Annotated in this window: 22 protein-coding genes; 14 read left to right on the forward strand and 8 right to left on the reverse strand. The window is 64.4% G+C overall.

The window, feature by feature from the left end; all coding sequences use genetic code 11:
• The first annotated feature begins 11 nt into the window (after nt 1-11).
• From ACIBCN_RS18860 to ACIBCN_RS18925, 14 genes are all read left to right on the forward strand, one after another.
• The gene (locus ACIBCN_RS18860) at nt 12-4,106 is read left to right on the forward strand and encodes a hypothetical protein (protein WP_396992845.1); all 4,095 of its coding nucleotides are present in this window, start codon (nt 12-14) and stop codon (nt 4,104-4,106) included.
• Between the two features lie 77 nt (nt 4,107-4,183).
• On the forward strand, nt 4,184-5,086 hold the full coding sequence (locus ACIBCN_RS18865; RefSeq protein ID WP_396992846.1) for a phage tail protein: 903 nt from the start codon (nt 4,184-4,186) through the stop codon (nt 5,084-5,086).
• On the forward strand, nt 5,083-6,756 hold the full coding sequence (locus tag ACIBCN_RS18870) for a phage tail protein (RefSeq protein WP_396992847.1): 1,674 nt from the start codon (nt 5,083-5,085) through the stop codon (nt 6,754-6,756). Before ACIBCN_RS18865 ends, ACIBCN_RS18870 begins: the two co-directional genes overlap by 4 nt.
• Nucleotides 6,757-6,807: 51 nt before the next feature.
• On the forward strand, nt 6,808-7,263 hold the full coding sequence (locus ACIBCN_RS18875; protein ID WP_396992848.1) for a DUF2744 domain-containing protein: 456 nt from the start codon (nt 6,808-6,810) through the stop codon (nt 7,261-7,263).
• A complete protein-coding gene (locus tag ACIBCN_RS18880; protein ID WP_396992849.1) occupies nt 7,260-8,285 on the forward strand; it encodes a glycine-rich domain-containing protein in 1,026 nt (341 codons plus the stop codon). Before ACIBCN_RS18875 ends, ACIBCN_RS18880 begins: the two co-directional genes overlap by 4 nt.
• Before the next feature lies 1 nt (nt 8,286).
• Nucleotides 8,287-8,955 carry a hypothetical protein gene (locus ACIBCN_RS18885; RefSeq protein ID WP_396992850.1) on the forward strand — a complete coding sequence of 223 codons (669 nt, stop codon included), beginning with the start codon at nt 8,287-8,289 and terminating at the stop codon, nt 8,953-8,955.
• On the forward strand, nt 8,927-9,280 hold the full coding sequence (locus ACIBCN_RS18890; RefSeq protein ID WP_396992851.1) for a hypothetical protein: 354 nt from the start codon (nt 8,927-8,929) through the stop codon (nt 9,278-9,280). The genes ACIBCN_RS18885 and ACIBCN_RS18890 overlap by 29 nt, the downstream gene beginning before the upstream one ends.
• A gap of 182 nt (nt 9,281-9,462) precedes the next feature.
• The gene (locus ACIBCN_RS18895; protein ID WP_396992852.1) at nt 9,463-10,764 is read left to right on the forward strand and encodes a gamma-glutamylcyclotransferase family protein; all 1,302 of its coding nucleotides are present in this window, start codon (nt 9,463-9,465) and stop codon (nt 10,762-10,764) included.
• 297 nt (nt 10,765-11,061) lie between these two features.
• Nucleotides 11,062-12,522, forward strand: coding sequence for a glycoside hydrolase domain-containing protein (locus ACIBCN_RS18900; RefSeq protein ID WP_396992853.1), 1,461 nt, complete (start codon nt 11,062-11,064; stop codon nt 12,520-12,522).
• Complete coding sequence (locus ACIBCN_RS18905) at nt 12,519-12,827, forward strand: hypothetical protein (protein WP_396992854.1); 309 nt, start codon at nt 12,519-12,521, stop codon at nt 12,825-12,827. Before ACIBCN_RS18900 ends, ACIBCN_RS18905 begins: the two co-directional genes overlap by 4 nt.
• The gene (locus tag ACIBCN_RS18910) at nt 12,824-13,246 is read left to right on the forward strand and encodes a hypothetical protein (RefSeq protein WP_396992855.1); all 423 of its coding nucleotides are present in this window, start codon (nt 12,824-12,826) and stop codon (nt 13,244-13,246) included. Before ACIBCN_RS18905 ends, ACIBCN_RS18910 begins: the two co-directional genes overlap by 4 nt.
• Complete coding sequence (locus ACIBCN_RS18915) at nt 13,239-13,562, forward strand: hypothetical protein (protein ID WP_396992856.1); 324 nt, start codon at nt 13,239-13,241, stop codon at nt 13,560-13,562. The genes ACIBCN_RS18910 and ACIBCN_RS18915 overlap by 8 nt, the downstream gene beginning before the upstream one ends.
• Nucleotides 13,563-14,449: 887 nt before the next feature.
• A complete protein-coding gene (locus ACIBCN_RS18920; RefSeq protein ID WP_396992857.1) occupies nt 14,450-14,812 on the forward strand; it encodes a hypothetical protein in 363 nt (120 codons plus the stop codon).
• An 11-nt stretch (nt 14,813-14,823) separates the two neighbouring features.
• On the forward strand, nt 14,824-16,500 hold the full coding sequence (locus ACIBCN_RS18925; protein WP_396992858.1) for a hypothetical protein: 1,677 nt from the start codon (nt 14,824-14,826) through the stop codon (nt 16,498-16,500).
• A gap of 100 nt (nt 16,501-16,600) precedes the next feature.
• Here the strand turns inward: ACIBCN_RS18925 and ACIBCN_RS18930 are convergent, their stop codons facing one another.
• The 8 genes from ACIBCN_RS18930 to ACIBCN_RS18965 form a co-directional block, all read right to left on the reverse strand.
• Nucleotides 16,601-17,125 (reverse strand): hypothetical protein, encoded by a 525-nt coding sequence (locus tag ACIBCN_RS18930; protein ID WP_396992859.1) that lies wholly within the window; start codon nt 17,123-17,125, stop codon nt 16,601-16,603.
• The gene (locus ACIBCN_RS18935; RefSeq protein ID WP_396992860.1) at nt 17,122-17,505 is read right to left on the reverse strand and encodes a hypothetical protein; all 384 of its coding nucleotides are present in this window, start codon (nt 17,503-17,505) and stop codon (nt 17,122-17,124) included. Before ACIBCN_RS18935 ends, ACIBCN_RS18930 begins: the two co-directional genes overlap by 4 nt.
• A gap of 17 nt (nt 17,506-17,522) precedes the next feature.
• On the reverse strand, nt 17,523-17,717 hold the full coding sequence (locus tag ACIBCN_RS18940; RefSeq protein ID WP_396992861.1) for a hypothetical protein: 195 nt from the start codon (nt 17,715-17,717) through the stop codon (nt 17,523-17,525).
• Entirely contained in the window at nt 17,714-18,070 is a 357-nt protein-coding gene (locus tag ACIBCN_RS18945; RefSeq protein ID WP_396992862.1) for a hypothetical protein, read from the reverse strand. The genes ACIBCN_RS18940 and ACIBCN_RS18945 overlap by 4 nt, the downstream gene beginning before the upstream one ends.
• Nucleotides 18,071-18,225: 155 nt before the next feature.
• On the reverse strand, nt 18,226-19,194 hold the full coding sequence (locus ACIBCN_RS18950) for a hypothetical protein (RefSeq protein WP_396992863.1): 969 nt from the start codon (nt 19,192-19,194) through the stop codon (nt 18,226-18,228).
• Nucleotides 19,191-19,589, reverse strand: a complete 399-nt coding sequence (locus tag ACIBCN_RS18955) for a hypothetical protein (protein WP_396992864.1) — start codon at nt 19,587-19,589, stop codon at nt 19,191-19,193. Before ACIBCN_RS18955 ends, ACIBCN_RS18950 begins: the two co-directional genes overlap by 4 nt.
• 99 nt (nt 19,590-19,688) lie before the next feature.
• Nucleotides 19,689-19,919 carry a hypothetical protein gene (locus tag ACIBCN_RS18960; protein ID WP_396992865.1) on the reverse strand — a complete coding sequence of 77 codons (231 nt, stop codon included), beginning with the start codon at nt 19,917-19,919 and terminating at the stop codon, nt 19,689-19,691.
• A gap of 118 nt (nt 19,920-20,037) precedes the next feature.
• Nucleotides 20,038-21,108: a hypothetical protein gene (locus ACIBCN_RS18965; RefSeq protein WP_396992866.1), complete on the reverse strand. Its 1,071-nt coding sequence runs from the start codon at nt 21,106-21,108 to the stop codon at nt 20,038-20,040.
• Nucleotides 21,109-21,165: the final 57 nt, after the last annotated feature.

The following is a 21,165-nucleotide window of genomic DNA, read 5'->3' on the forward strand; positions in this document are numbered from 1 at the left end:
GATCCGGGATCGTGACCATCGAACCTCAACTGGCGGACAGCTTTCGGGACCAGATCAACGATGACCTCGCCACCATCCACATCGACCCGTTGCGGGTGGGCGTGGAGTTGGACGCGGACGCCGCACGCGCAGGGATCGCGGAACTCGCCGCTCAGACGATCACCATCGCCGTCGATGTCGGTCTCGCAGTGGCCGCGGCGCGATTGGACACCTTCGTCGCCACGCCCCGGCGCATCAACGTGGGGCTCAACATCGACCCCGTCGCCACCAGCACCACATTGGAGTGGCTGACCACTGACCGCCTGGTCCGCATCGGTGTGGAGGTGAACCCCGACGACATCCTGGCAGCGGAAACACTGCTCAACCACACTGCCCGCAACCGCAGCGTGTCCTTCGGGGGCAGCCTTGACGAAGCCGCGTTCGCGGCGTTGGAGGCGAGGCTCGACCACCTCGCGCGCAACCGCCGCGTGGACATCGACGTCAACGGCGTGGGTGGAGTCGCTTCCCGCGCGGAGGGCGCGACACGGTCACTGACAGCGATGTCTCTGGTGAAATTCACCGGAGTCGTTGCCGGTATCGGCGCTATCGGTGCCGCTATCGGTGGTTTGGTGGGATTGGCCGGCGGCGCGGTCGCCGTGTTGGGCGCGATCGGTGGTGTCGCGGTCCTGGGGTCCGCCGGGCTGGGAGGCGCGTTCAAGGCGCGTTCCGCCGCAACCGATTCCGCTGGGGCAGACGCGGAAGCGAGCGCCCAGGCACGCAAATCCGCGACCGACGCGGTTACTGACGCCCAGTACGCGCTGACTGAGGCCAACCGCAACGCAGAGCAGGCCCAGCAGAGGCTCAACGATTCCTACCGCGACGCGGCGCGCGGCCTGCGAGACATCAATGCTCAGCTCAAAGACGCGGAGCTATCCCAGGAGGGTGCCGCGTTGGCGGTGGCCCGTGCCCGGGAACGCCTGGCACAAGTCAACGCGAACCCCAAAGCATCCTCGCTGGACCGCCAAGAGGCTGACCTCGGGCTGCGTACCGCACAGCAGCGATACGAGGAATCCAAAACCAAAACCGCGGACCTGCGGGTTGATGTCGCTGACGCCAACGACAAGGGCATCCAGGGTGCGGCCCCGGTGGTCGCGGCCAAACAGGGCGTCACTGACGCCCAGCATCAGGCCGAGACCGCGGCGCGCCAGCTCGCTGACGCCCAGCTGGCACTCGCGGAAGCGGGCAAGCAGGCTGGTGCCGGACAAGACGCATTGGACAAGGCGCTGGCGAAGTTGTCTCCCAACGCACGCGACTTCTACGAGCACATCGTCGCGTTGGGCCCTGCCTGGTCTGAGCTGCGTGCAGCAGTGTCCAACCAGATGTTCGATCAGCTGGGCGCGTCCTTCTCCGACCTGGCCAACCATCAGATGCCTGCCTTCAAAGAGGGCATGGTCGGCATCGCGGGCGCACTGAACACCGCGTTGCGCGACACCTTTGGATCCCTGGATTCGATGTTCTCCGGGCTGGTCGCCAACGGCACGATGCAGCAGTTCGTGGCCGGGGTATCTGGCGCACTGTCCGGTATGGCGCCCATGGTGACCGCGCTGTCGCAGGGGTTCATCCAGATGGGTGCGGTGGTGGGGCCGACCTTGGGCCCGTTGTTCACCAGCCTCGCTGGTGTCATCGCAACCGTCTCTCCCGCGCTCGCACAGCTGGGTGCGGTGTTCAGCGAATCGTTGACCGCGATCATGCCCACACTGGGCGAGTTCATCAACGCGATGGCGATCAACCTCGCGCCGATCCTGCCGATCATCGGGGGTCTGCTCAATCAGCTTGGGCAGGCGTTGATTCCGCTGATGCCCGCGCTGTCTCAGATCGCGCAGATCGTGGGGACAGCGCTCGCGGAGACCTTCCAGGCGTTAGCTCCAGCGCTGCCTCCGATCGCGAGCGCGTTCACCGAGATCGTGCGGGCGCTCGCTCCGATCATGCCCGTCATCGGGCAACTGATCGGGTCATTGGTTCAGGCGCTCGCCCCGGCGATCCAGAAGATCGCCCTCGCGCTCGCCCCGGTGATCAAGCAGTTCGCCGAGGCGCTGGTCCCGATCATCGAGAAGCTGCAACCGGTGCTCAGCCAGGTCGCGGGGGTGATCGCGGACATCCTGGTCCAGGCGATGGAGGCGCTACTGCCCGCGATGGTGCAGATGGCTCCGCTGTGGATGGCGCTGCTGGAGGCGATCCTGCCCCTGATTCCACCGATCTTGCAGTTAGTGATGCAGGCGATCCCACCGCTGATCAACATTTTCGAGTCGCTGATACCGGTGATGGCGGTGGTCATCAAAATCTTGACCGATGTCGCGAATGCGATTGTGCCGATCCTGATTCCGGCGATCAACACCCTCTCCGAGATCGTGGCGAAGCACTTCAGCCAGATCGCGGAACGGGTGACATGGGCGGTCAACGAGATTGTGTTGCCGACCCTAACCACCATCGAGAACTTCATCAAGAACACGCTGGCTCCCGCGCTGACCTGGATGTATGAGGACGTCGCGAAACCAGTGTTCGAGGGCATCGCCAACACGGTGAAGATCGCGTGGGACAACACACTCAAGCCGTCCTTCGATGCCTTGACCACCGGGCTGGAGGGCATCAAGACGGTCTTCACCACCGTGGGTGAAACCGTTCGTGACGTGTGGGACGGTATCGTCGGCAAGATAAAATGGGCGGTGGGCTCCATCGGCGGCCTACTCGCGAAGATCCCTGCCAGCGCACCCATCCCAGGCGCCGAGACCATGCACAACCTCGGCGTGAGCATGACCGAGTTCGCGAATCGGGCGCGCGGTGGCCCCATCGCCGGCCCTGGGGGCCCGACCGATGACCTCATCCCGATCATGGCGTCCAATGGCGAGTACGTGATCAACGCCGCCGCGACCGCCCAGCACGCACCGCTACTGGAGGCGATCAACTCCGGTGCACTGCCCGGGTTCGCCAGCGGCGGCCCGGTCAACGCGGTCCAGTTCGCCAAGGACCACCCCAATGTCCCGTATGAGTGGGGCGGGGAATCGGTTTCGGGTGCAGACTGCTCCGGATGGGTGGGCCTGCTCCAGCAGGTGTCTACCGGTGTCGCCGCCCCCACCGCACGGTTGGGCACCACCGAGGACGTGATGTCCGGACGGTGGCCGCAGTTACTGCCCGGTGCCAGCAAGACCGATGCGTTCGTGATCGGGTCCAACATGACCCACATGGCCGCGACCATCCTGGGCACCAACGTGGAGGCCCGCCAACCCGGCGAGCGGGTGCGGATCGGAGATGCCGCCGCGGGTGCGTGGGCGAGCCAGTTCACCACGATCATGCACGTGGACCCGGCGGTGTTCCGGCCCGCCTACATCGCACAGGAGAGCCCGGCACCGTCCACGGGTGCGCAGCAGTCGGACTTAGATGACATGACCGATGTCCAAGCCGCCCAACCCCTCCCGTCCACCACATCACCGGCCACGGGCTCACCCGCAACGCAGGCCGCGGCCTCCTCCTGGAGCGGGCTGGCGAGTAAAGCGGCCAGCGATGCGGTGGCAGCGGCGTTGAACGAACCCGCCGACAGCAAAGCTCCGCAGTGGGGCTCGGTGGCGGGGGCGTTCGTGGGCGGGATGCTCGGTGACGTGCTGAGCGTGTTCGGGGTACCGGACTCGCTGCCCTCCTGGGCGGCAGCGGGCCAGCAGTTCCTGATCGACAACCCCGACGTGCTGGACGCGGAGGCTCGACGCCGGAAACAGGAGGACGCCAACCGTGCCCGATTCGCCGCTGGCGGATCGGTGTGGGGTCCGGGCGGCCCGACCGATGATCGCATCCCCGCGTGGTTGTCCAACGGGGAGTTCGTGATGAACTCCGCGTCCGCGCACGCGAACCGGCCGTTGCTCGAGGCGATGAACGCCGATGGCAGCGCGCTGGGCAACTTGATGGCTCCGGTCGCGTCGGCGGCGCCGGTCGCCGCGGCGGTCGCTGCCGGGAACCGCACCAGGGTGGACAACTCCATGGAGATCAACCTGTCCACCCCGGACGTGGACACCGCGTACCAGAAGGCCAAGACCTGGCAGGCGCAGCGCGCGCTCACCTACACCGGCCGCTGGTCCTGACAAGCACGAATTGCCCTGTCCACCTCCATCTTTCGGAGGTGGACGGGGACGACAACTTCATAGAGGGGTGATGGGCTGTGGCGGCTGCCGCGTTGATCGAACTGGAAGGCGTTGACGGCTCCCAGTGGGTGCTCTCCGGCGAGGGTCAAGGCGAACAAGGCGTCGAGCTGGGGACCAGCCCCACCGGGATCTATGACGCGCCGGTGTCCACGGAGTGGGTGTCGAGCGCGTTTCAGTACGGCGCAACGCATGTGGGCACCAACTGGCTCAAGCGCGATGTGGTGTTCGGGGTCAACATCTTCGCAATCTCCTCCGCCAGTTGGGAAGAGGTGGACTCTGCGTGGGCGCAGGCGTGGGACTACGACGCGGACGCCACGCTGGCGATCACCACCGACGACGGGACGCGCCGGTTGCGGTTGCGGATGTCGCAGCAGATGGAGCACAAGGTCAAACGCGACCCGCATCTGAACCAGTTCTCTCAGGTGAGCATGACCTGCACGGCCGGGATTCCGTGGTGGGTAGAGGATGACATCACCTACTCCGCGATCACCACCACCGACACCCGATCTTCCGGCCCGGCTACCCCGCAGAACCCGGAGAAGACGGAAACGCTGTGGGTGCCGGTGATCAACATGACCGACCGGCCCATGTATGTGCAATGGGTTCTGTCCGCGCCCGGCCGATGGACCTTGCCCGATTTCTCTTGGCGCGACGATGAATTCAGGGCGCGCACGGTCACGCTGCCCACGCTGAGTGCGGGACAGGACTTGTCGGTGGATACCGATCCGATGGAGGAGTTGATCACCGCTGCTGACGGGTCCTCGGTGTGGGCGCGCATGGGCGGCAAGCAGTTCCTGCACGCGGTACCCAAACGCACCGGCCGAACCCTGGTTCCGGTAACGGTGACCGGCACGCCACCGGGTGCGGTGGTCACGGTGCGATGCCCGCAGAACTGGTCCCGGCCCTGGGGGCTGCATTGAGCGCGTCGACCGTGTCCCCGCCCGCACCCGCGGAGGCGGTGGCCCGCTCAGACGCCATCTACGACACCACGATGACGACGCGCAAGCGGCGCAAGGACTCTCGGCGCTCCCGGCCGCTGGTGCGGTTGTGGGACGGCAACTGGGCGTTGCGCGGGATCGTCGCCGCGGAATACGACGCGAGCTTCGGGTGGATGCTCAACGAGACCGGAGTCGCGCGGGTGACGTTGCCCGCCGATCACTACCTCGCCCGATGGGTGATGGACGCACAGAAGCGCACCACCCAGAACGTGCACATCACCGCCGACCACCTGGGAGCCCGGTGGGGCGGGCGACTGCGCAAGGCCACGTTGAAGAAGTCCGAATCCGGGCTGATGACAGTGGTTTTGACGTTCGCGCACGACGTCGAGGAACTCAAGTTCCTGACCGCATGGTCGAACCCTCTGCTGCCCGATTTCGTGCAGTTCCCCAAGTACTTCACCCTAGTCGGGCCCTCGGCGTGGACGCTCAAGCTCACCCTGTTCCTGAACCTGCTCCGCTTGCAGTTCAGCGATTTCGTCCTCAGTGACGACCCGCTGAACCCGGCCACCTGGTTCGACTGGGATCAGTCCCAGTGGCCCATCGTGGTCGCACCCGGCACTCTGCTGAGCGACACCTCGCTGTGGTGCATCATCAACTCCCGCTGGACCAACTTCTTCGACCTGGCCAAACCCATCCTGGATGACGCCGAGTTGATGGTGGTGTGCCGCCGCTGGCTCGAGGGCGATCCGCTGCCGTGGCCGGGCGCGCGCCTGCGCAACGGCGCGCTGGTGGTGGACATCGTCGACCGCTCCGGCTGGTACTCCGGGGCCACCTCGGCGGGCGGCACCATGTGGGATGGACTGCGCCGCACCGTGTTCCAGATGGCGACAGACCTGGTCGAGGGCGTGCTGGTCGATGCCACCGACGCAACGGATGCCTCGGAGTATCTGCTGGAGAACTGGATGGGCACCAAGCCCGAGCATCCGTGGGTGGTGTACCGCGAAGACGACATCACCGGCATCCAATCCTCGGAGTTCACCATCGTTCCCGCGACCGCCACCCGCATCGGTGTCGGCGGAAAGAGCGCCCCTGGTGTGAACGAGGGGATCGGTATGGCCATACAGGCCGCGGGCGACGCCCTGGCGGCAGTACCCTTCATGGTACCCGTGGGGGGTATATTGGACACGCTGCTGAAACCCGTGTACGAAAATGCGCTGCTCGCCTGGATTTCGATCAATAATCCGTTGCGGGCCAAGGCATTAGGGTGGTCACACTACCGGGAGCATTTCCAGCGTGGCGCGGACCGCGCCTACACCCTGTCCAGCCTGATCGCCCTGCGTGCGGGCTACTACGCCACACGGGGTTTCCACTCCCACAAGCTGACGATCGCCGATGGCTCGCCCTACTACATCGGCGAGAACGGGCGCGGGCACTTCTTCCTCGGTGATCGGATCGGCGCGAGCATCGCCGGCGGGCCGCCCGGCAAGGTGTTCGTGGACCGGGTGACCGAGCTGGAGCTGTCCTGGAAACGTGGCCAGGCACCGGCGTGGGCGATCACCGTGGGCCAGGACGCGGACACCGACCCCTTCGCCAAGGTTCTCCAGCACATCCAAACCATCATGGGCGACCTGCACGCCATAGGCGTCATCTGACACCAACGCTGTTGCAGCACAACTGAATACACAACTGAATAGAGGTATGCCATGGCGCTGCCGTTGCAACACGAATGCGACCCGGATGACCCCGCGACCACGTTCCTGTGGGCGTTCCTGGCGCTTCCCGGCCCCGCTCAGGGCCCCATGCTGGTGCCCGTCCAAATCCTGGAGCAATGGTCGGAACGACTGTGGCGGTTGGGATTCCGGCACCACCCGGACTTGCAGGAGCTGGAATACCAGCCTCCCGCACCGACCGGCGGGCACTGGCTGGCCTCGCCGGGCCAGTGGGTGCCCCGCGGCACCGCCGTGGCCCCGGAGGTCGGTACGCCGGACATCTCCGAACTCACCATCGCCCAACGCACCCAGATCATCGCCCAACTCCGGGAATCCGGAGAGCTCGCGCACCTGGTGGATGCGCGGCTGCTGGAACCCGATCAGGCCAGCGTCGGCACCGCCCACACCACCACCCCGCTCGGCGCCGATGGCGATGGCGGCGCGCGGTGACTTCCCCCAACCCCCAGATCAAACCGGATGGCGCGTGGACCAGCGGCGGCCCGAACTCCATCTCCGGCGCACGCAAGTGGAACGAGCAGAACGCCAAGGCCGCGATGTCCGGCGGTGTGGGCACTTCCCTGACCAAGGCCCAGGCCGCCCTGCACACCACCTACAACGACCGCATCGATGACCACTCCCAATCCATCGGAGAGCTGAAAGCCGCCTACAATCAGCTGATCTTGCAGGGGCACGCGATCGTGTTCACCGGCAACTCCACCTACCAACCGCCCGACGCGCTCGTGTCACTGGATGTGATCCTGATCGGAGCAGGCGGAGGGGGCAGCAGCGGATCGATGGACCTCGCCATCGGCGCACGCTCCGGGGGCGGGGGCGGCGGAGGCGGCGAGCTGCACACCAACGTCCCCGCCTCCCTGCTCCCCATGGCCAACGGGCACTTCCTCCCGATCCCGATCACCATCGGCGCACCAGGCAAAGGCGGTCCGCAGGACCGTGCCGTCGGCACCGGAGGCGGAGACACCAGCTTCGGCAACTTCCTGACCGCCGGCGGCGGCAACGGCGGCAGTTGGGGCAACCCACCAGAAGGCTGGAGCGGGATCGGTGGGGCGGGAATGATCCCGGGCGGCAACGGCGGCCGCGGCGGACACGTCGCCAACACCGTCATGTACCCGCCCACCAACGCCACCAACTCAACCTCCGAATACGCCCTCTACGGCGGCGGCGGTGGTGGCGGCGCGGGAGCCAGCGGCCAAGGCCCCGGCACCTCCGGCGGAATCGGCGGAGCCTCACCCGGCGGATCACCTGCCAACCCCGGACAACCCGGCAAACCACCCGGCCAGATCGTCGCGACCGGAGGCGGGGGTGGAGGCGGCGGCATCGGTGGAGCCAACGGCGGCGGCGACGGCGCGTTCCCCGCAGGTGGAGGCGGCGGATCAGCGTGCAGCACCGGCGGCGCGTCCTTCGGCGGCCGCGGCGGCGCAGGCATCCTCTACGTCATCGAACGGTTCATCTGAGATGGGTGTCTCGGTGATCTTCCGGCTCTACACCACCTCCGACACCTGGGTGAAGCCACCCCGGCTACAGCGCATCGACCTGCTGGTCAGATCCGGCGGCGGCTGCGGATGGAACAACGTCGGCGGCGGGGGCGGCGCGGCGGTGCAATGCCTGCGCCTGGCCGCCGCGCTGCTCCCGGACACCGCCAGCGTCGTCGTCGGCGCCGGAGGCGTCAACGGTGCCGGTGGCAGCCCCTCCTCCTTCGCTGACCTGATCTGGGTGCCTGGCGGCGGCGGAGCGTCCACGGGCGGGGCGGGCGCGATGATCGCCGGGATGCGCGGCGGAGACGGCGGTGCCGCCGGAAAACCCGGCACGACAGTCTCATCCGGCAAAGTGCGCCTACTCTCTGGCGGTGGTGGTGGCGCCGGTTCCGGGTCCACGGGCGGTGGCTCCGGCCGCGTGCCCGCCAACACCACCCGGCCACCGTTCTGGGAATGGTGCCAATCCGGTGGCGGCGGCAACGCAGGTCTCGTCGGCGGGTTCCCGTGCGGCGGAGGAGGCGCCAACGCCGCAGGCGCGTCCGGCGCGATCACCCTCATCGAATACATCGCCGACCCACCCGCCCCCCACAGCTTCACCCTCCTGACCGGAAGGAACTCAATTGCCAACGGCGACACTGCATATCGCTGACGTGGGCGGCTTTGCCGGGCCTGCGCGCACCTACAAACTCGAACCGGCCGTCACGATCGACGGGATCGAAATCCGGTATGTGACCCTGTGGATCCAGAAGGGCTATGCCCACCAGCTTCCCGAGATTGTGCTCATCCCCGCTGATGAGCAAGGTGACTCGATCAACCTGTCGCTTAAGCGCTTTCCTGGATCGCTGGTGCTGCGCGAGCTGCCCGACACCCCCGAGCACATGGATGGCATCTACTGGTCGGCGCTCAAAGTTCTCGGCGATTACGACTTCCCCGCCCTACCGATTGAGTCGGACTCAGTACCTGGGCCGCCCTAGCTGCTCCCCCGCGAGGTTGAAGTCGTCGCCGCGGCCCGGATGAGGAACAGGTCCGGCGGGTCATGCGGCGAGGTCGAGCAATGCTTGGTTTAGAGGGCGCCCGCCGACCTATCATTCATCCTGATCGGGGTTACAAGGCCGGCATCGCGCCGATTAAGCGCAACGAACGGGGGCTGTGATATATGAAGCTGTACTTTGCCTACGGTAGCAATATGTCGCCGGATACAATGACTGCGGTATGTCCCAATTCTAGATTTGTAGGTGAGGCACGCCTATCGAATTATCGATTGCGATTTAGTCGACGGTCGATCAGGACACACACTGGTGTTGCGGATGTTGTCCCGACAGAGGGCTTCGGTGTGATAGGGATGCTTTACGAAGTTCCAGAGAACGAATGGGAGGCTCTGGAGCGTAAGGAGGGATTGCGGTTGGCATCGCCCGCCTATCGCGAAATATCGGCAACCGTATTCTCATACCGCACAGGCATGCAGGTGCCTGTTTCGGCATTCGTGGTACGCGTACCGGAGGTGCATGAGCAGATACCGTCACCGGAATATCTCCAATCAATGATAGAAGCCGTCGAGCGCCATAACGAATTCATGCCCTACCTTGAGTTTTTGAAATGGCTAAAGCGATGCGTCGAAACCTCCAATCCAGACATCTTCCGACGAGGAACGCTCGTGCTACCAACCAGTGTGCGCAACCGCGCTCATGGTCGATACTTGATCCGCGCCAATCCGTCAGCAGTCGATTTGCCGCGTAACGCAAGGCGGGTATTGGTAGAGTTTGACGGAAAGACTACTGTCGCAAATTTCGACCCGAGCGCTGACATTCCAGATAATGTTTGCGAGATGGATCAAAATCTGCGCCACGCTCTCGGAATGTCCGGCAGGGACGGATATGGCCAGACCGTGACCTTACGGGCGATTAAGCGCAGGCGGATTCCACGCTACCTGGTCGAATCGCGCAATCTGTGTCTGAGGGTCCAGCCGACCAACTGGAACGATAGCGAAAAGCGCATCTGCATCTTGCACCCCAAGAACATTGTGTTGCTCGGACTTGAGGAGGGCGAGCATGTCGAAGTTGAGTGCTCGACCTTACGGAACCATAAAGTAATTACGAAGGTGGCGCGCTATCGAGTCCATAGCTCGGAGCGTCGGCCCGAACAATCACGAAACTATCCAGAAATAGACTGCGTATATCTAGATCGTGAATGCCGTGACGAGCTGGCTCTACCCCGCGAGTTAGACCCTTTTCCGAATTGGCCAGTGCTGGTGCGGCCTAGCATTTCTCACCTGCTACGTCGCCGCGTCGCGGTCTATGGCATTACCTTCCTGCTCGGCATAGCATCTCTAGGTCAGGTACTGGGACTACTTTTGCCTCAATTTAATGGCATTCCCCGAGGGGTGGCGGCCGTTATTTTATCGATTATAGCCACCGCTTTAGTGGCGTGGATTGATGTTCGCGCAAAGGTCCGCTATTAGATGACTGACCGTATTCAAAGTGAATTCTGCATATTCTCGCATCGATTGCATGCCTGACAGGCAGCGCCTGGCTAACCTACCGATCTGGGTGCCTTCGCGCGACCTTTATCAAAACCGCTCACCGCCTCAAACGCGGCGGTGAGCCGACGTCCTTAGACGCGACACCTAGCCAAACTCTGATCTCTGCCAACACACCAAAGTATCGGTAACGCACCTGCGTGACCGGCATTTTCGTGCCCGCACCCGCTTCACCCCGCCCGCCAAAACGGTGGCGGCACAAATTCATAGAGGAGAACTGTGGCGACCGCAGTGGACTACGCCGCCCGACAAATCGACCCAGCCGCGGTCCGCGACGCCGGACATAGCGCCGTCATCGCCTACGTGTCGCCCTCGCGACCCGGCGCGAACTTCGGTGCCAAACCCTTGACTCGCCCGTATGCGGACCAGATCCGCGGCGTCGGCCTGGACATCGTATCCGTCTGGCAGTACGGCAAACCTGGCGGCAGCGCACCGAGTGATTGGACGCTGGGCTATGACGGCGGCTACCAAATGGGCCTGGCAGCACGCGAAAACCATTTCACCGCAGGCGGACCCGGCTACTGCCCCATCTTCTTCGCGGTGGATGAGGACCTGTCCTTGGAGGACTGGAACAGCACCGCCGTCGAATTCTTCCGAGGCGTCAATGCGGCGATCGGGCTGGAATGGACCGGCATCTACGCGACCGCGCGGGTGTGCGCGTGGGCGACCGAGGACAACGTGATCGGCGGCCGTGAGGGCCACCGGTGGGTGTGGCAGACCCGCGCCTGGTCTGGCGGGGAACGCGAGCCCGCCGCCGTGCTCTATCAGGACGTCATCGACACCCCGTCCTCGCCAGGCCCTCAGATCGATGGCAGCGCAGTGGATGTCAATTCCATCTTGGCGAATGATTTCGGACAGTGGTCCCTGGACCGCGCCCCGGATCCCACACCTGTGCCTGCGACCACGGCCCGGCCGGAGTTCGTGGAGTACGACCAGACCGGGATCTCCCCGAACTGCTCCAGCCGTCAGGGTGCGCCGGTGATCTGGTTTTTGGTGCACACCCAGGAGGGCAACGGGTCCGCGCAGACCTTGGCGAACTACCTTCAATCTCCCAGCTCACAGGTGTCTTACCACTACACAGTGGACAACGACCACCAGGTGGTGGACGTGGTCGACACCGACCAATCGGCCTGGTGCGCGCTGGACGCGAACAACAGGTCGATCAACCTGTGTTTCGCCGGTTCCCGCGCCTCCTGGACTCGGGAGGAATGGCTGGACCAGATGAGCGACGGGATCGACATCGCCGCCTATCTCGCGGTGCAGGACTGCCGCCGCTACGGCATCCCGATCCGGGTGATCAGCGCTGCCCAGCTCGGCGCGGGCGAACCCGGCATCGCCGACCACTACGCGGTTACCGCCGGCCTCGGCGTCGGCACACACACCGATGTCGGTGAGGGGTTCCCGTGGGACACCTTCGCCGCGGCGCTGACCAAATACTCCACCACAACTGAACAGGACGACGACATGGCATTCACCGACGCAGACCGCACCCGACTCATCGAGGTGTGGGACCAGCTGCGCGGCCCTGATGGCAACGGCTGGCCCCAGCTCGGCCAGGGCGAGCACGGAGCCAATCTCACCCCCGTGGACGCCCAAGCGCGAGACCACGCGGACCTGACCGACATCACGACGCGTCTGACCGCGATCGAGGCCCTGCTCGCAGGGAAGGCAGCGGCATGAGCGCGGCGGGAGAGTTCGTGCGCCGCAACGCCAAAGCGGTCGTGTCCGGCGTCGGCGGCATCCTCACTGTCGGTACCGCATTCGTTGCTCTGCTGCAGCTCGTGCCGGATGCGGCTGTCCCGGCTGGTGTGGTCGCGGCAGTGCTGACGGTGCTTGAGGTGCTGCGCACCGCCAACGTGTGGCTGGTGCGCAACGGGCCCGCGCTCGGCGACGTGGTGGACCGTGGTGCGGAGCTGGTGGCCGAGGTGCAGGAGGTCATCGCGCACGGCCGCCATCCAGCGGTCGCGCGGGGTGATGGCCCGTGAATGATTGGTTCCAGCAGATCGCGGTGTTCCTGGGCGGTAGCGGCACCGCCGAGGTGATCCGCTGGATCGGCGGCCGCCGCCGCGCCCGCGCGGAAACTGATCGCGCCGCCGCGGAGGCGGACGCCGTCGAGGTCGCCTCCGCGGCTCGGGTGACCGCGATGGCATTGAGCCTGCTCGCCCCCTACGCGCGCGAGCAGGAGCGCCTGCTCGGCGAGGTCGGTCAGCTGCGCCGTCAGGTGGATGAGTTCGAGGTCAAGCTGTCCGCGTCCTTGGCCGAGCAGGACCGCATCACCAACCTATTCCGCCAAGCGGTACAAGCGCTGCGTGACTTCTTCACTCTTGCTGTCCTGCATGACCTTCCGACCCCGCAGATGTCTGCGGAGCTGGAAGCAGAGATCACAGGGCAAGCTGATGGCTGATCAGTTGGGGTTCGAGCCCACCACCCGCGCCCTGGTGCTCTCGCGCGGCGCGGACTTCATCCAACCCGTCGTACCGGATGACGGTGCGGTGTTCCCCACCGGCACCGCCGTGCGCATCGTGGTGGTCACGTCCTCGGAGACAGTGCTGGCGACGTGGGAGGCGGTCGTCACCGTGCGGGAGGCGATGTTCACCGTCGCCTCCGAATTCGCCGATCTGATCCCGGCGGGCGCGAAGTACCGCATGTATGTGTCCTATCCCACCACCCCCACCACCGAATACCTGTGGTTCTACGGGCAGGTGCGGCGCAAACAGTAACCCGTGCCGCAACGCCGCTGAAACGTCTTTCTATGCCGATGTCCGAGTGATTGACAGCAAGGTCTTTCCGGTCGCGAAAGATCTAAGCCCCCAACGTTTCGCGTCTGGACCATCACGCGGACGCGACGAAGTGAAGGACTGCCGATGAGTGCTTCAGCGCCGAGTACGTCGATAACGACCTCCAAAATCTTCACCGACTACGGCTCTGCCGCTTGTCCCAACAACGTGTCACCCTCTAGGCGAAGTCGAATACCGAAGTTGCAGGGAGTGGTGTTGGGTTGCAACGTCTGGACATGGGGTTACGATGAAGTCGGCCACCGACTGCAACGGTGGCCGACCCCTCCGGTCAGTGCATGAGTATCCAGATGATGAGCATCATCAATAGCTGACCAGAACAAGCGGCGGAGACTCCGACTAAAATGTCCGGAGTCTCCCCCTTCTTTTGATGCTTCTTAGGCATCGACTCTGCCTCCTCTCTCAGGAAGCGGCTCAGGATTCCCAGAGTGGGCCTGACACCGCATCCAGTAGAGAGGAACTGCCGCGAGCTGGCGTTAGCTCTACCCGTCCGTGACGTCGCTCAGAGTAGCCCATTCTCCGAATTTACCGCAAGAAAACCTATCGCTGACCTGGGGATTGATAGGCGGATGTTCCTCTTAAATCCCGATTTGTCCGAAATAGCTGCGGGTTGCTGGAGTGATTGATGCGACGTCAGTTAAACCGCGGGTCCCAACGGGTGGTGGCCGACCTTGGCCGGTCGGCCACCAACACCTCTGGAACGGCCGGATCTGCCGCATATCGCGCGTTTATGACGGGTAAGACCGGTCGTCACACCCCCTTAGCCCTTCCGTTCCACGACAACTGAATAACAACTTCATAGGAGAGTCCTGATGGCGATCGCCGTCCCCACCACCCGGCAGGCCCTGGCTGATGCCTACAAGAATCTGACCGGCACAAACACCGCGTTCGTGTCCATCCACACCGGAGACCCCGGTGCGACCGGTGACCGGGAAGCCTCTAGTGGCACACCGGCATACGTGCGCAAGCAGACCACCTGGACCTCCGGTAGCGGTGGTGTGATCACCGGATCGCTGGTGACCATCGACGTGCCCGCCGGGACCTATACCCACGTCGGGCTGTGGAAGACGGTCAACGGTGGAGCCCCGGACTTCTTGGACAAGGTCGCGATCTCCGCGACCACAGTGGGCGCACAGAGCCAGATCCTGGTGACCCCCACCTACACTCAGTCCTGAACGGAGCCTCGGTGACCTCGATGCCGTGCACTGTGGGGGCACCCCTACCGGTCTCCCAGGCCGTGACCGCCCGGCTACCGGCAGCGTCAGCACGCGTGATCCGGCTGCCTGCCGTCACGGTCGCGGTCATCGACGGCTCCAGGGTGCCGGTAATCCGGCCCTACCACCGCGCGGAATTCACTGGCAGCAGTGCATTCCTGGTGGCCGCCAACCTGATCAGAGTGTTCGAGCACTGGATTTCGGCCGGCGGAGGTTCGTTGGCTGTCACGTCGTTGTGGCGGGCCTCCGCCGCGGCCGCCGTGGCGGGGGCCGGGCAGGTCTCCGCGCGCATCGGTGTCATCGGCAAGGCGGTCCTGGTCGCGGAGTTCACCGGTTCCGGTATGTCTGCCGCGCGTATCGGCGGACGCGGTCCAGCCGCGGGCACCGCCGAGGGCGTGTTGTCCGTCGCGATGTCGGTGACCCTCGCCTTGGATGGTGCACTGGGCGGTGAGGGTGTTTTCTCCGGCAACGCACCGCAATTCCCCACGCACCGCGCGACGGGCACGTTGGCCGTCGCTGTGGTGGTGCTGGGTCCGCTGCGGGTGGACCCGATGCTCACCGGCGGCGGCGTGCTGGACGCACAGAGTGTCGGGGTCGTGCCGGTGGTCGCCGGGTTCACCGGCGCCAGCGCGGGCCAGGTCGCGGAGCGACCGCTCGTCGGCGCGGAACCGGCGTTCGCGAGCACCGGATTTTACGACCCGGCCTTCCGGCCGATCGCCCCTGTCACCGCCGAGCTGGCAGGGGCCGGTGGTGTCAATGTCGCGGCGATTGCCGCCGCGCCCGTGGACGCCGGACTCGTTGGAAACGGCCAGCTTTCGGCTCAGGCCAACGACGCCAGCTACTTACGCCAGCCCAACCTGACCGGTGGTGGTCTATTCACGGTGCTCATGCAGCCACTGCGGCAAGGGCTGTCCGGCGGCACCGGTGAGTTGACGGTGTGGATGTCCGTGAAGGCCCAGTATCTCGGTGAGTTCTCCGGTGCCGGGGCTGGGGCGGCGGTGCAACAGGTCGCGGTACTGGGGGAGTTCTCCGGTGCCGGGTTGGGGAGTGCGGTCGCACAGGGCTCGGTAGGCGACAACTTCAACCGGCAAAACGGCGGGTTGGGTTCGGACTACATCACGATAGACAACGCACCCGTCATCGCCACCAACCGAGCACAGGCCGGGACACCCGGAAATGGTTCAGGCACCGTTCTCTACGGAGCCCGGCACAAGACACCTTTGACCACGGGAAACCAGCAGATCCTGTTCACCGTGATCAACCCGGACACGCCCGCCGGCCAAATCAACCTGGCATTGAACGGTGGATGCTTCCTGCGTGGCAGCGCCACAGACCCGAAAATCCGTGTCGAGGCGTTGGTGTCCGCGTCCCAAGCATTCATCGTCACCCGCGTCGGGTCGGTCCTCACCCGAGCCAGCGGGCCTATCCCGACCCCCTCGGCAGTGCGGTTCACCGCGATCGGCAACACCTACCGCGTCTACATCAACGGCAGTACGACGCCCGCGGCGACGTGGATGGACACCGATGGCGCGATCGGAACCGGAACAGCCAACCTCAGCGTCGGCGTGGTCACCTTCGCCGACACGTCCTTTGGCGGTGCTACGACTCGAGGCTACGCAATCGACGAATTCAGTGCCCGAGACACCTGAGCAACCATGGACGCACCCTGGCGGTGTTCATAGAAGCGCGAAAACGGTCCTCCACCATCTCGAACCGAGATGGTGGAGGACCGTTTTGTGTTTTTTGAACCTATTTGGGTTGGTGTCCGATCGCGTGGGCGAGGTTGCGCAGGCAGTGAAGGATCTCTATGTGCGGCCCGCCCGCGAACTCGTCAGGTTCTCCGCGGTATCGGGCGACGGTGCCTTCGGCTACGTCCAATTCGATCCACCAGAATCCCTTCCATCGGGTTGCGATCCATACGAAGACAACGTCCTTGGCATGAGGATCGTCGAGGACGACGCGTGCGTCTTTGCTTTGGAAGTCGGCGGAGACGCGAGGGCGATTTGCGATCCTCGCTTCCAGGCGCATCCCATACCCGATCAACGGCCCTGGATCCGGGGGTCCTGCCCCGATTCCGGCGGCGATCTTCTTAGCGATGCGCGACATCGTGTTTTTCAATGCGGCGGGGTTCTCGATCGGGAACGTTGTCGTGGATCCGATGAAGGGTTGCTCGGACGTCCCGTACAAGCCGAACATGAGCGATTCCCCGAAGTGCTCCACGAGGATCTCAGCGGCCAGTGGGGTTACGGGGTCGCTGATCTCGCGGTCGTTCATGATGTGAATGCCTTTCTCGCCCACTTCTCGGTGTCGGTGGACAGCAGGTAGTGCAGGGCCCACCGGGAGATCTCGAGGTAGACGGGGTGCGCTGGGGTAGGGATGCGGTCGGCGTGGCCGAGGATGTGAGTCAGCTTCTCTCCGAGGTCGGCGAGGGTGCCGGTTTCGGTCTCCAGCCTCGTTTCGCCATCAGGGTCGACACCGGTCCAGGTGACTTCCCATGCGACGGCTTCGCCGTCGCATGTACGCAAGTGAAGCCACCGGGTATCGGTGGAGGCTGTGTTGACCATCAAATGCGGGTCGGAGGGAACCCCCAGACATGCGGCGATTTCACGGTCAGATAAATGCGGGATGAGGTCGATACTCAGATCGGTGATCACTGATGTCTTCTGTCTTTCTATGCGGCGCGGTGCTCGACTGTGTTCGGGTCGATGCCGTCCCCGGCGATGGCAAGCTCTGCGGCGGACAGGTAGGCAGCCCAGTCGGCGAAGGTGACGAGGTCCGCGGGGGTACGTCCGTAATTGCTTGCGATATCTCGGGCGGTCGTCCACACGAGCGGTGGGATCTGGCGGACGGGACGGCGGCGATTCATCGCGCCGCGTCATCGCCGGGAGACTCGGCCTCGAATACAGCGTCGTAGTCCTGCTGGTCGACCAGCTCCAGGTATGCCCCCAGCAGCCAGCCCGCATAGCCGATCCCGAGTGCGTGGGCCTGGCCGTCGGTGGCGCCTTCGGTCAGTTCGCTATTGCGGTCCAACTGATGTCGCAGCCGGTTGTTCATTTCTGTGAAGAAACTGCGTCCGTCGCCGACCGGCGGGACGGGGGCAAGGATCTCCCGTACGGTGCGGTCTATCAGATCCTGTCGATATTCGATCTCGATCAGCAGCCATTCGAAATGATTTGCCACCGCCCGTGCAACCAGGCCGATAGGCAAGCCGGTAGCCACAGAGTAATTTGTCATGCGTGGGCCTTCCTCAGTCTTTTAATTCATAGGTGCCCGGATTGCTCCAGAATTGGCGTAGGGAATTGCACCCACTCAGAATTATTACACATATTGGAATGGGTTTTGCATTATATCCGAAATTGTTCTGTTCAACATCGTCAAGCAGGAAATCCGGAAATGGTGCGGCGGATCTGATCCATCATTTCCCGCCGGTGAGAGGTCGAGGCGGTTGCAGCTCCGGCCTGGGCCAGGAGCTGTGATGCGGGGGGCGGCATGGGGGTCGGTGCAAGGTGCGCGCGGGGGGTGGAGCGGACGAAAGCGGCCCGATCCTGAGCGATTTGCTGAGCCCTACGCATCCACCCGTACCAGGCGCGTTCGGGATCAGCGTGGATGCGGCCGGTGGCGAGGTTGTAGTTCCGCCATTCTGTGGTCGCGGCTGTGACATCGACCGAGGGGCACGCTTGCGCGGCCCAGCGTTTCGCTTTCATTGACGGCTCAAAACCAGTCAGCGTCGATGGCGGCATACTGTTTCGGTCGCCGTGATGACTTCCGTGCAAAAAAACAACGTTAGTTGTTTTTTTAGAATCTTTACGTGGGGTATCCCCTAAAGGGGATACCCCACGTAAGTGATCTTCGGGAATTACCGTTTTCGAAAGGGTATCCAGAACCGTTCCGGATACGGTATCGGCAGAGGCATCGGGTACAGGACCGACCACCGCGACGACGGCAGGATGAACCCAGCCCGCCGGGTCCGCGGCCACTAACCCGGCCAACACCTCGACCGCCGCAGCACGCAACCGGGGAGAGCGAATCACCGCGACAGCCTTCGCAACGGCGGGCCGCATCTTCGGCGACCGGACCGCGAGCCCGGCGCCGATATGCCGGGCGAGCCACAGTTCACGCTCGTCGGTGTCGATGAGCACCATGCCGGCGCTCTCCAACTCTGCAGCCGCTGTCGTGACCTGTTCGGTGGTCCAGCCGTTTGCCAGCTGTGCGACTCGTTCCGGACGCCAGGCCAGCACTCCGGCGTGCCGGGTAGGTGTCTGTTCGTGGACCAGCTCCCCGAGGAGCAGCATCAGGTGTTGTCCGGCAGGGGATAGGTCCCGGAACGTCGGATCGTCGATCATTCGTTGCACCACAGCGTGTCTCGTTCCTCGGCAGTGTGTGGATGGGGGTCCAGGCCGAGCGCTGCACGCAGGCGTTCGACGTGATGGAGGGTCATGAGGGTGTACTCGCCGATGCACCGATCGCAGCAGCCGAGCTCGTGTAGCTCGGTGACCAGCAGTCGCCGGTCGTGGCTGTCGAGTACGTCGGCTGGATCCAGGCGTCGACGCACCCGCTGGTACAGCAGCGGCGCGTGCGGTGTCCTAGGCGGTGGCGGCGGTCCCTCGACAGCGTCGAACCACCGTGCGCGCCCGGCCTCTTCTGCACACGGGCGGCATTCGCGGTGCCGCACCGGATGCCCGACTGCCGCCGCGTGACCGGGTGCTTCCCAGGGGAACTCGATGTGTTCCAAGTACAAGTCGCCAGGTGTGATGGGCGGGCAACTGCCCCCACACGCCAGGTGTATTTGCTGAGCACGCTTGACCATAGTTTTCACAGGTGCGCCACCTTCAGCTTCCTACGCGGCGCATCGCCGCTTCTCGACCGGGGAAGGGGTGAGTCGCTTGATCCAGGTGATCGCGTTCTGATCACCTCGCCAGTGGCCCTGCTTGCTGTGCAGGACGAGCGCTTTCGGCGTCTTGGGGTGGATGAACCGCAGATGCCCGCGGCGGGTTGTGCCGTCGAAAAGCCACCCGTGCTCACGTGCGTAACGGATATCGGCTCTGTTCTTGTCCCAGCGGATGGTCATCAGCGCTTCCTTCTGTACGAGCGGTGCCCACGGCTCGGCCACGCGGTGGCCGAGAGTCGCCCGGCCCAAAACCCGGTCAGAGCGAGGGCAAGGGCGGCGAGGGTGAGCGAGACCGGCGTCATGCCGGGGCTCCCTGCGTAGGCTCTTGACGACTCGACTGGTCCGCATCGGAATCGGTGTCCCCGGCTGGGATATCGAGCGATTCGGTCTCTTTGGCGGCCTGTTCCAGCGTGTTCTTCAGCAGCTTCCATCGGTCGACCGCAGCCTTGTCGACCTGGGGCACGTGACCGTAGATGGCGCGGAAGTCGGTGATGATGTCCACGACCGTGCTCTGTTCGGTCGCCGCGTCGATCTTCATCACGGTCGCCTCGGACGACACCTTCAAGTCGCGGACGAACGCGGAGGCCGGATTGCAGCGCATGTGCTCCCAGATCAGCCACTGCAACGTGAAGTCGGGCTTCACCAGCGGCTTGTCCTTACCCGGTCGGATACCGGCGAACACGCTTCGGACACCGATCACTGTCGGCGGTTCCTCTCGTCGTAGCCGCACCCACCCGGTGACCTGGTATCCCAAGTTCTTGGCGGCGTCCACGCTCCACACCCGTTGTCCCTCAACCGGATTGCCGTCGTCTCCGAACTCGGCTGCCTCCTTGCCGCGCGCGGTCAGCACGACTACGCCGGGGAACGTCATCAACAAATCCATCAATGTGCGGTTACGGGCGTGCGTGTCGTTCCAGTGATGGGGTGCTGGCTTGATCGGCACGTCCGGATTGAAGTCCCCAGGTCGTTTCCCCAACTTGGTCTTCTGCGCTCGCACGTAGGTCCAGTCTTTGAGCAGTTGCCACACCCCGGAGATCGAGTCGATCACCAACAAGGTCGGTTTGCCGCCCTCGGCGACTTTGACGTCGATCGCTTGGTTGCGTACCGCGCGTACCTGGCCGAGGATGTCGTGCCAGCTGCCGTCGTGCTCGATCAACTCGTAGTCCGCGCCGTCGATGGCGTAATACTCATCGCCAGCTGCCTCCCCGACATCGAGCCAGTACTTCGCGCCGAGGCGTTCGTCGGCGGTGAATTCTGCTGCGGCATAGCTTTTTCCGGATTTGTCTTCGCCTTCGAGCAGGATCAGCGGCCAGGGAACGGCCCCGGTGGGTTTGCGTGATCTGATGCCGAATCGGTCTGTCTCAGCCATGGATTGGTTGCCTTCCAAGGGCACAGTCAGGACCGGCGTGCCCGGTCACAGGCACGC

Origin of the sequence: Nocardia sp. NPDC051052, from assembly GCF_044456045.1 — a bacterium.
Taxonomy (GTDB): Bacteria; Actinomycetota; Actinomycetes; order Mycobacteriales; family Mycobacteriaceae; genus Nocardia.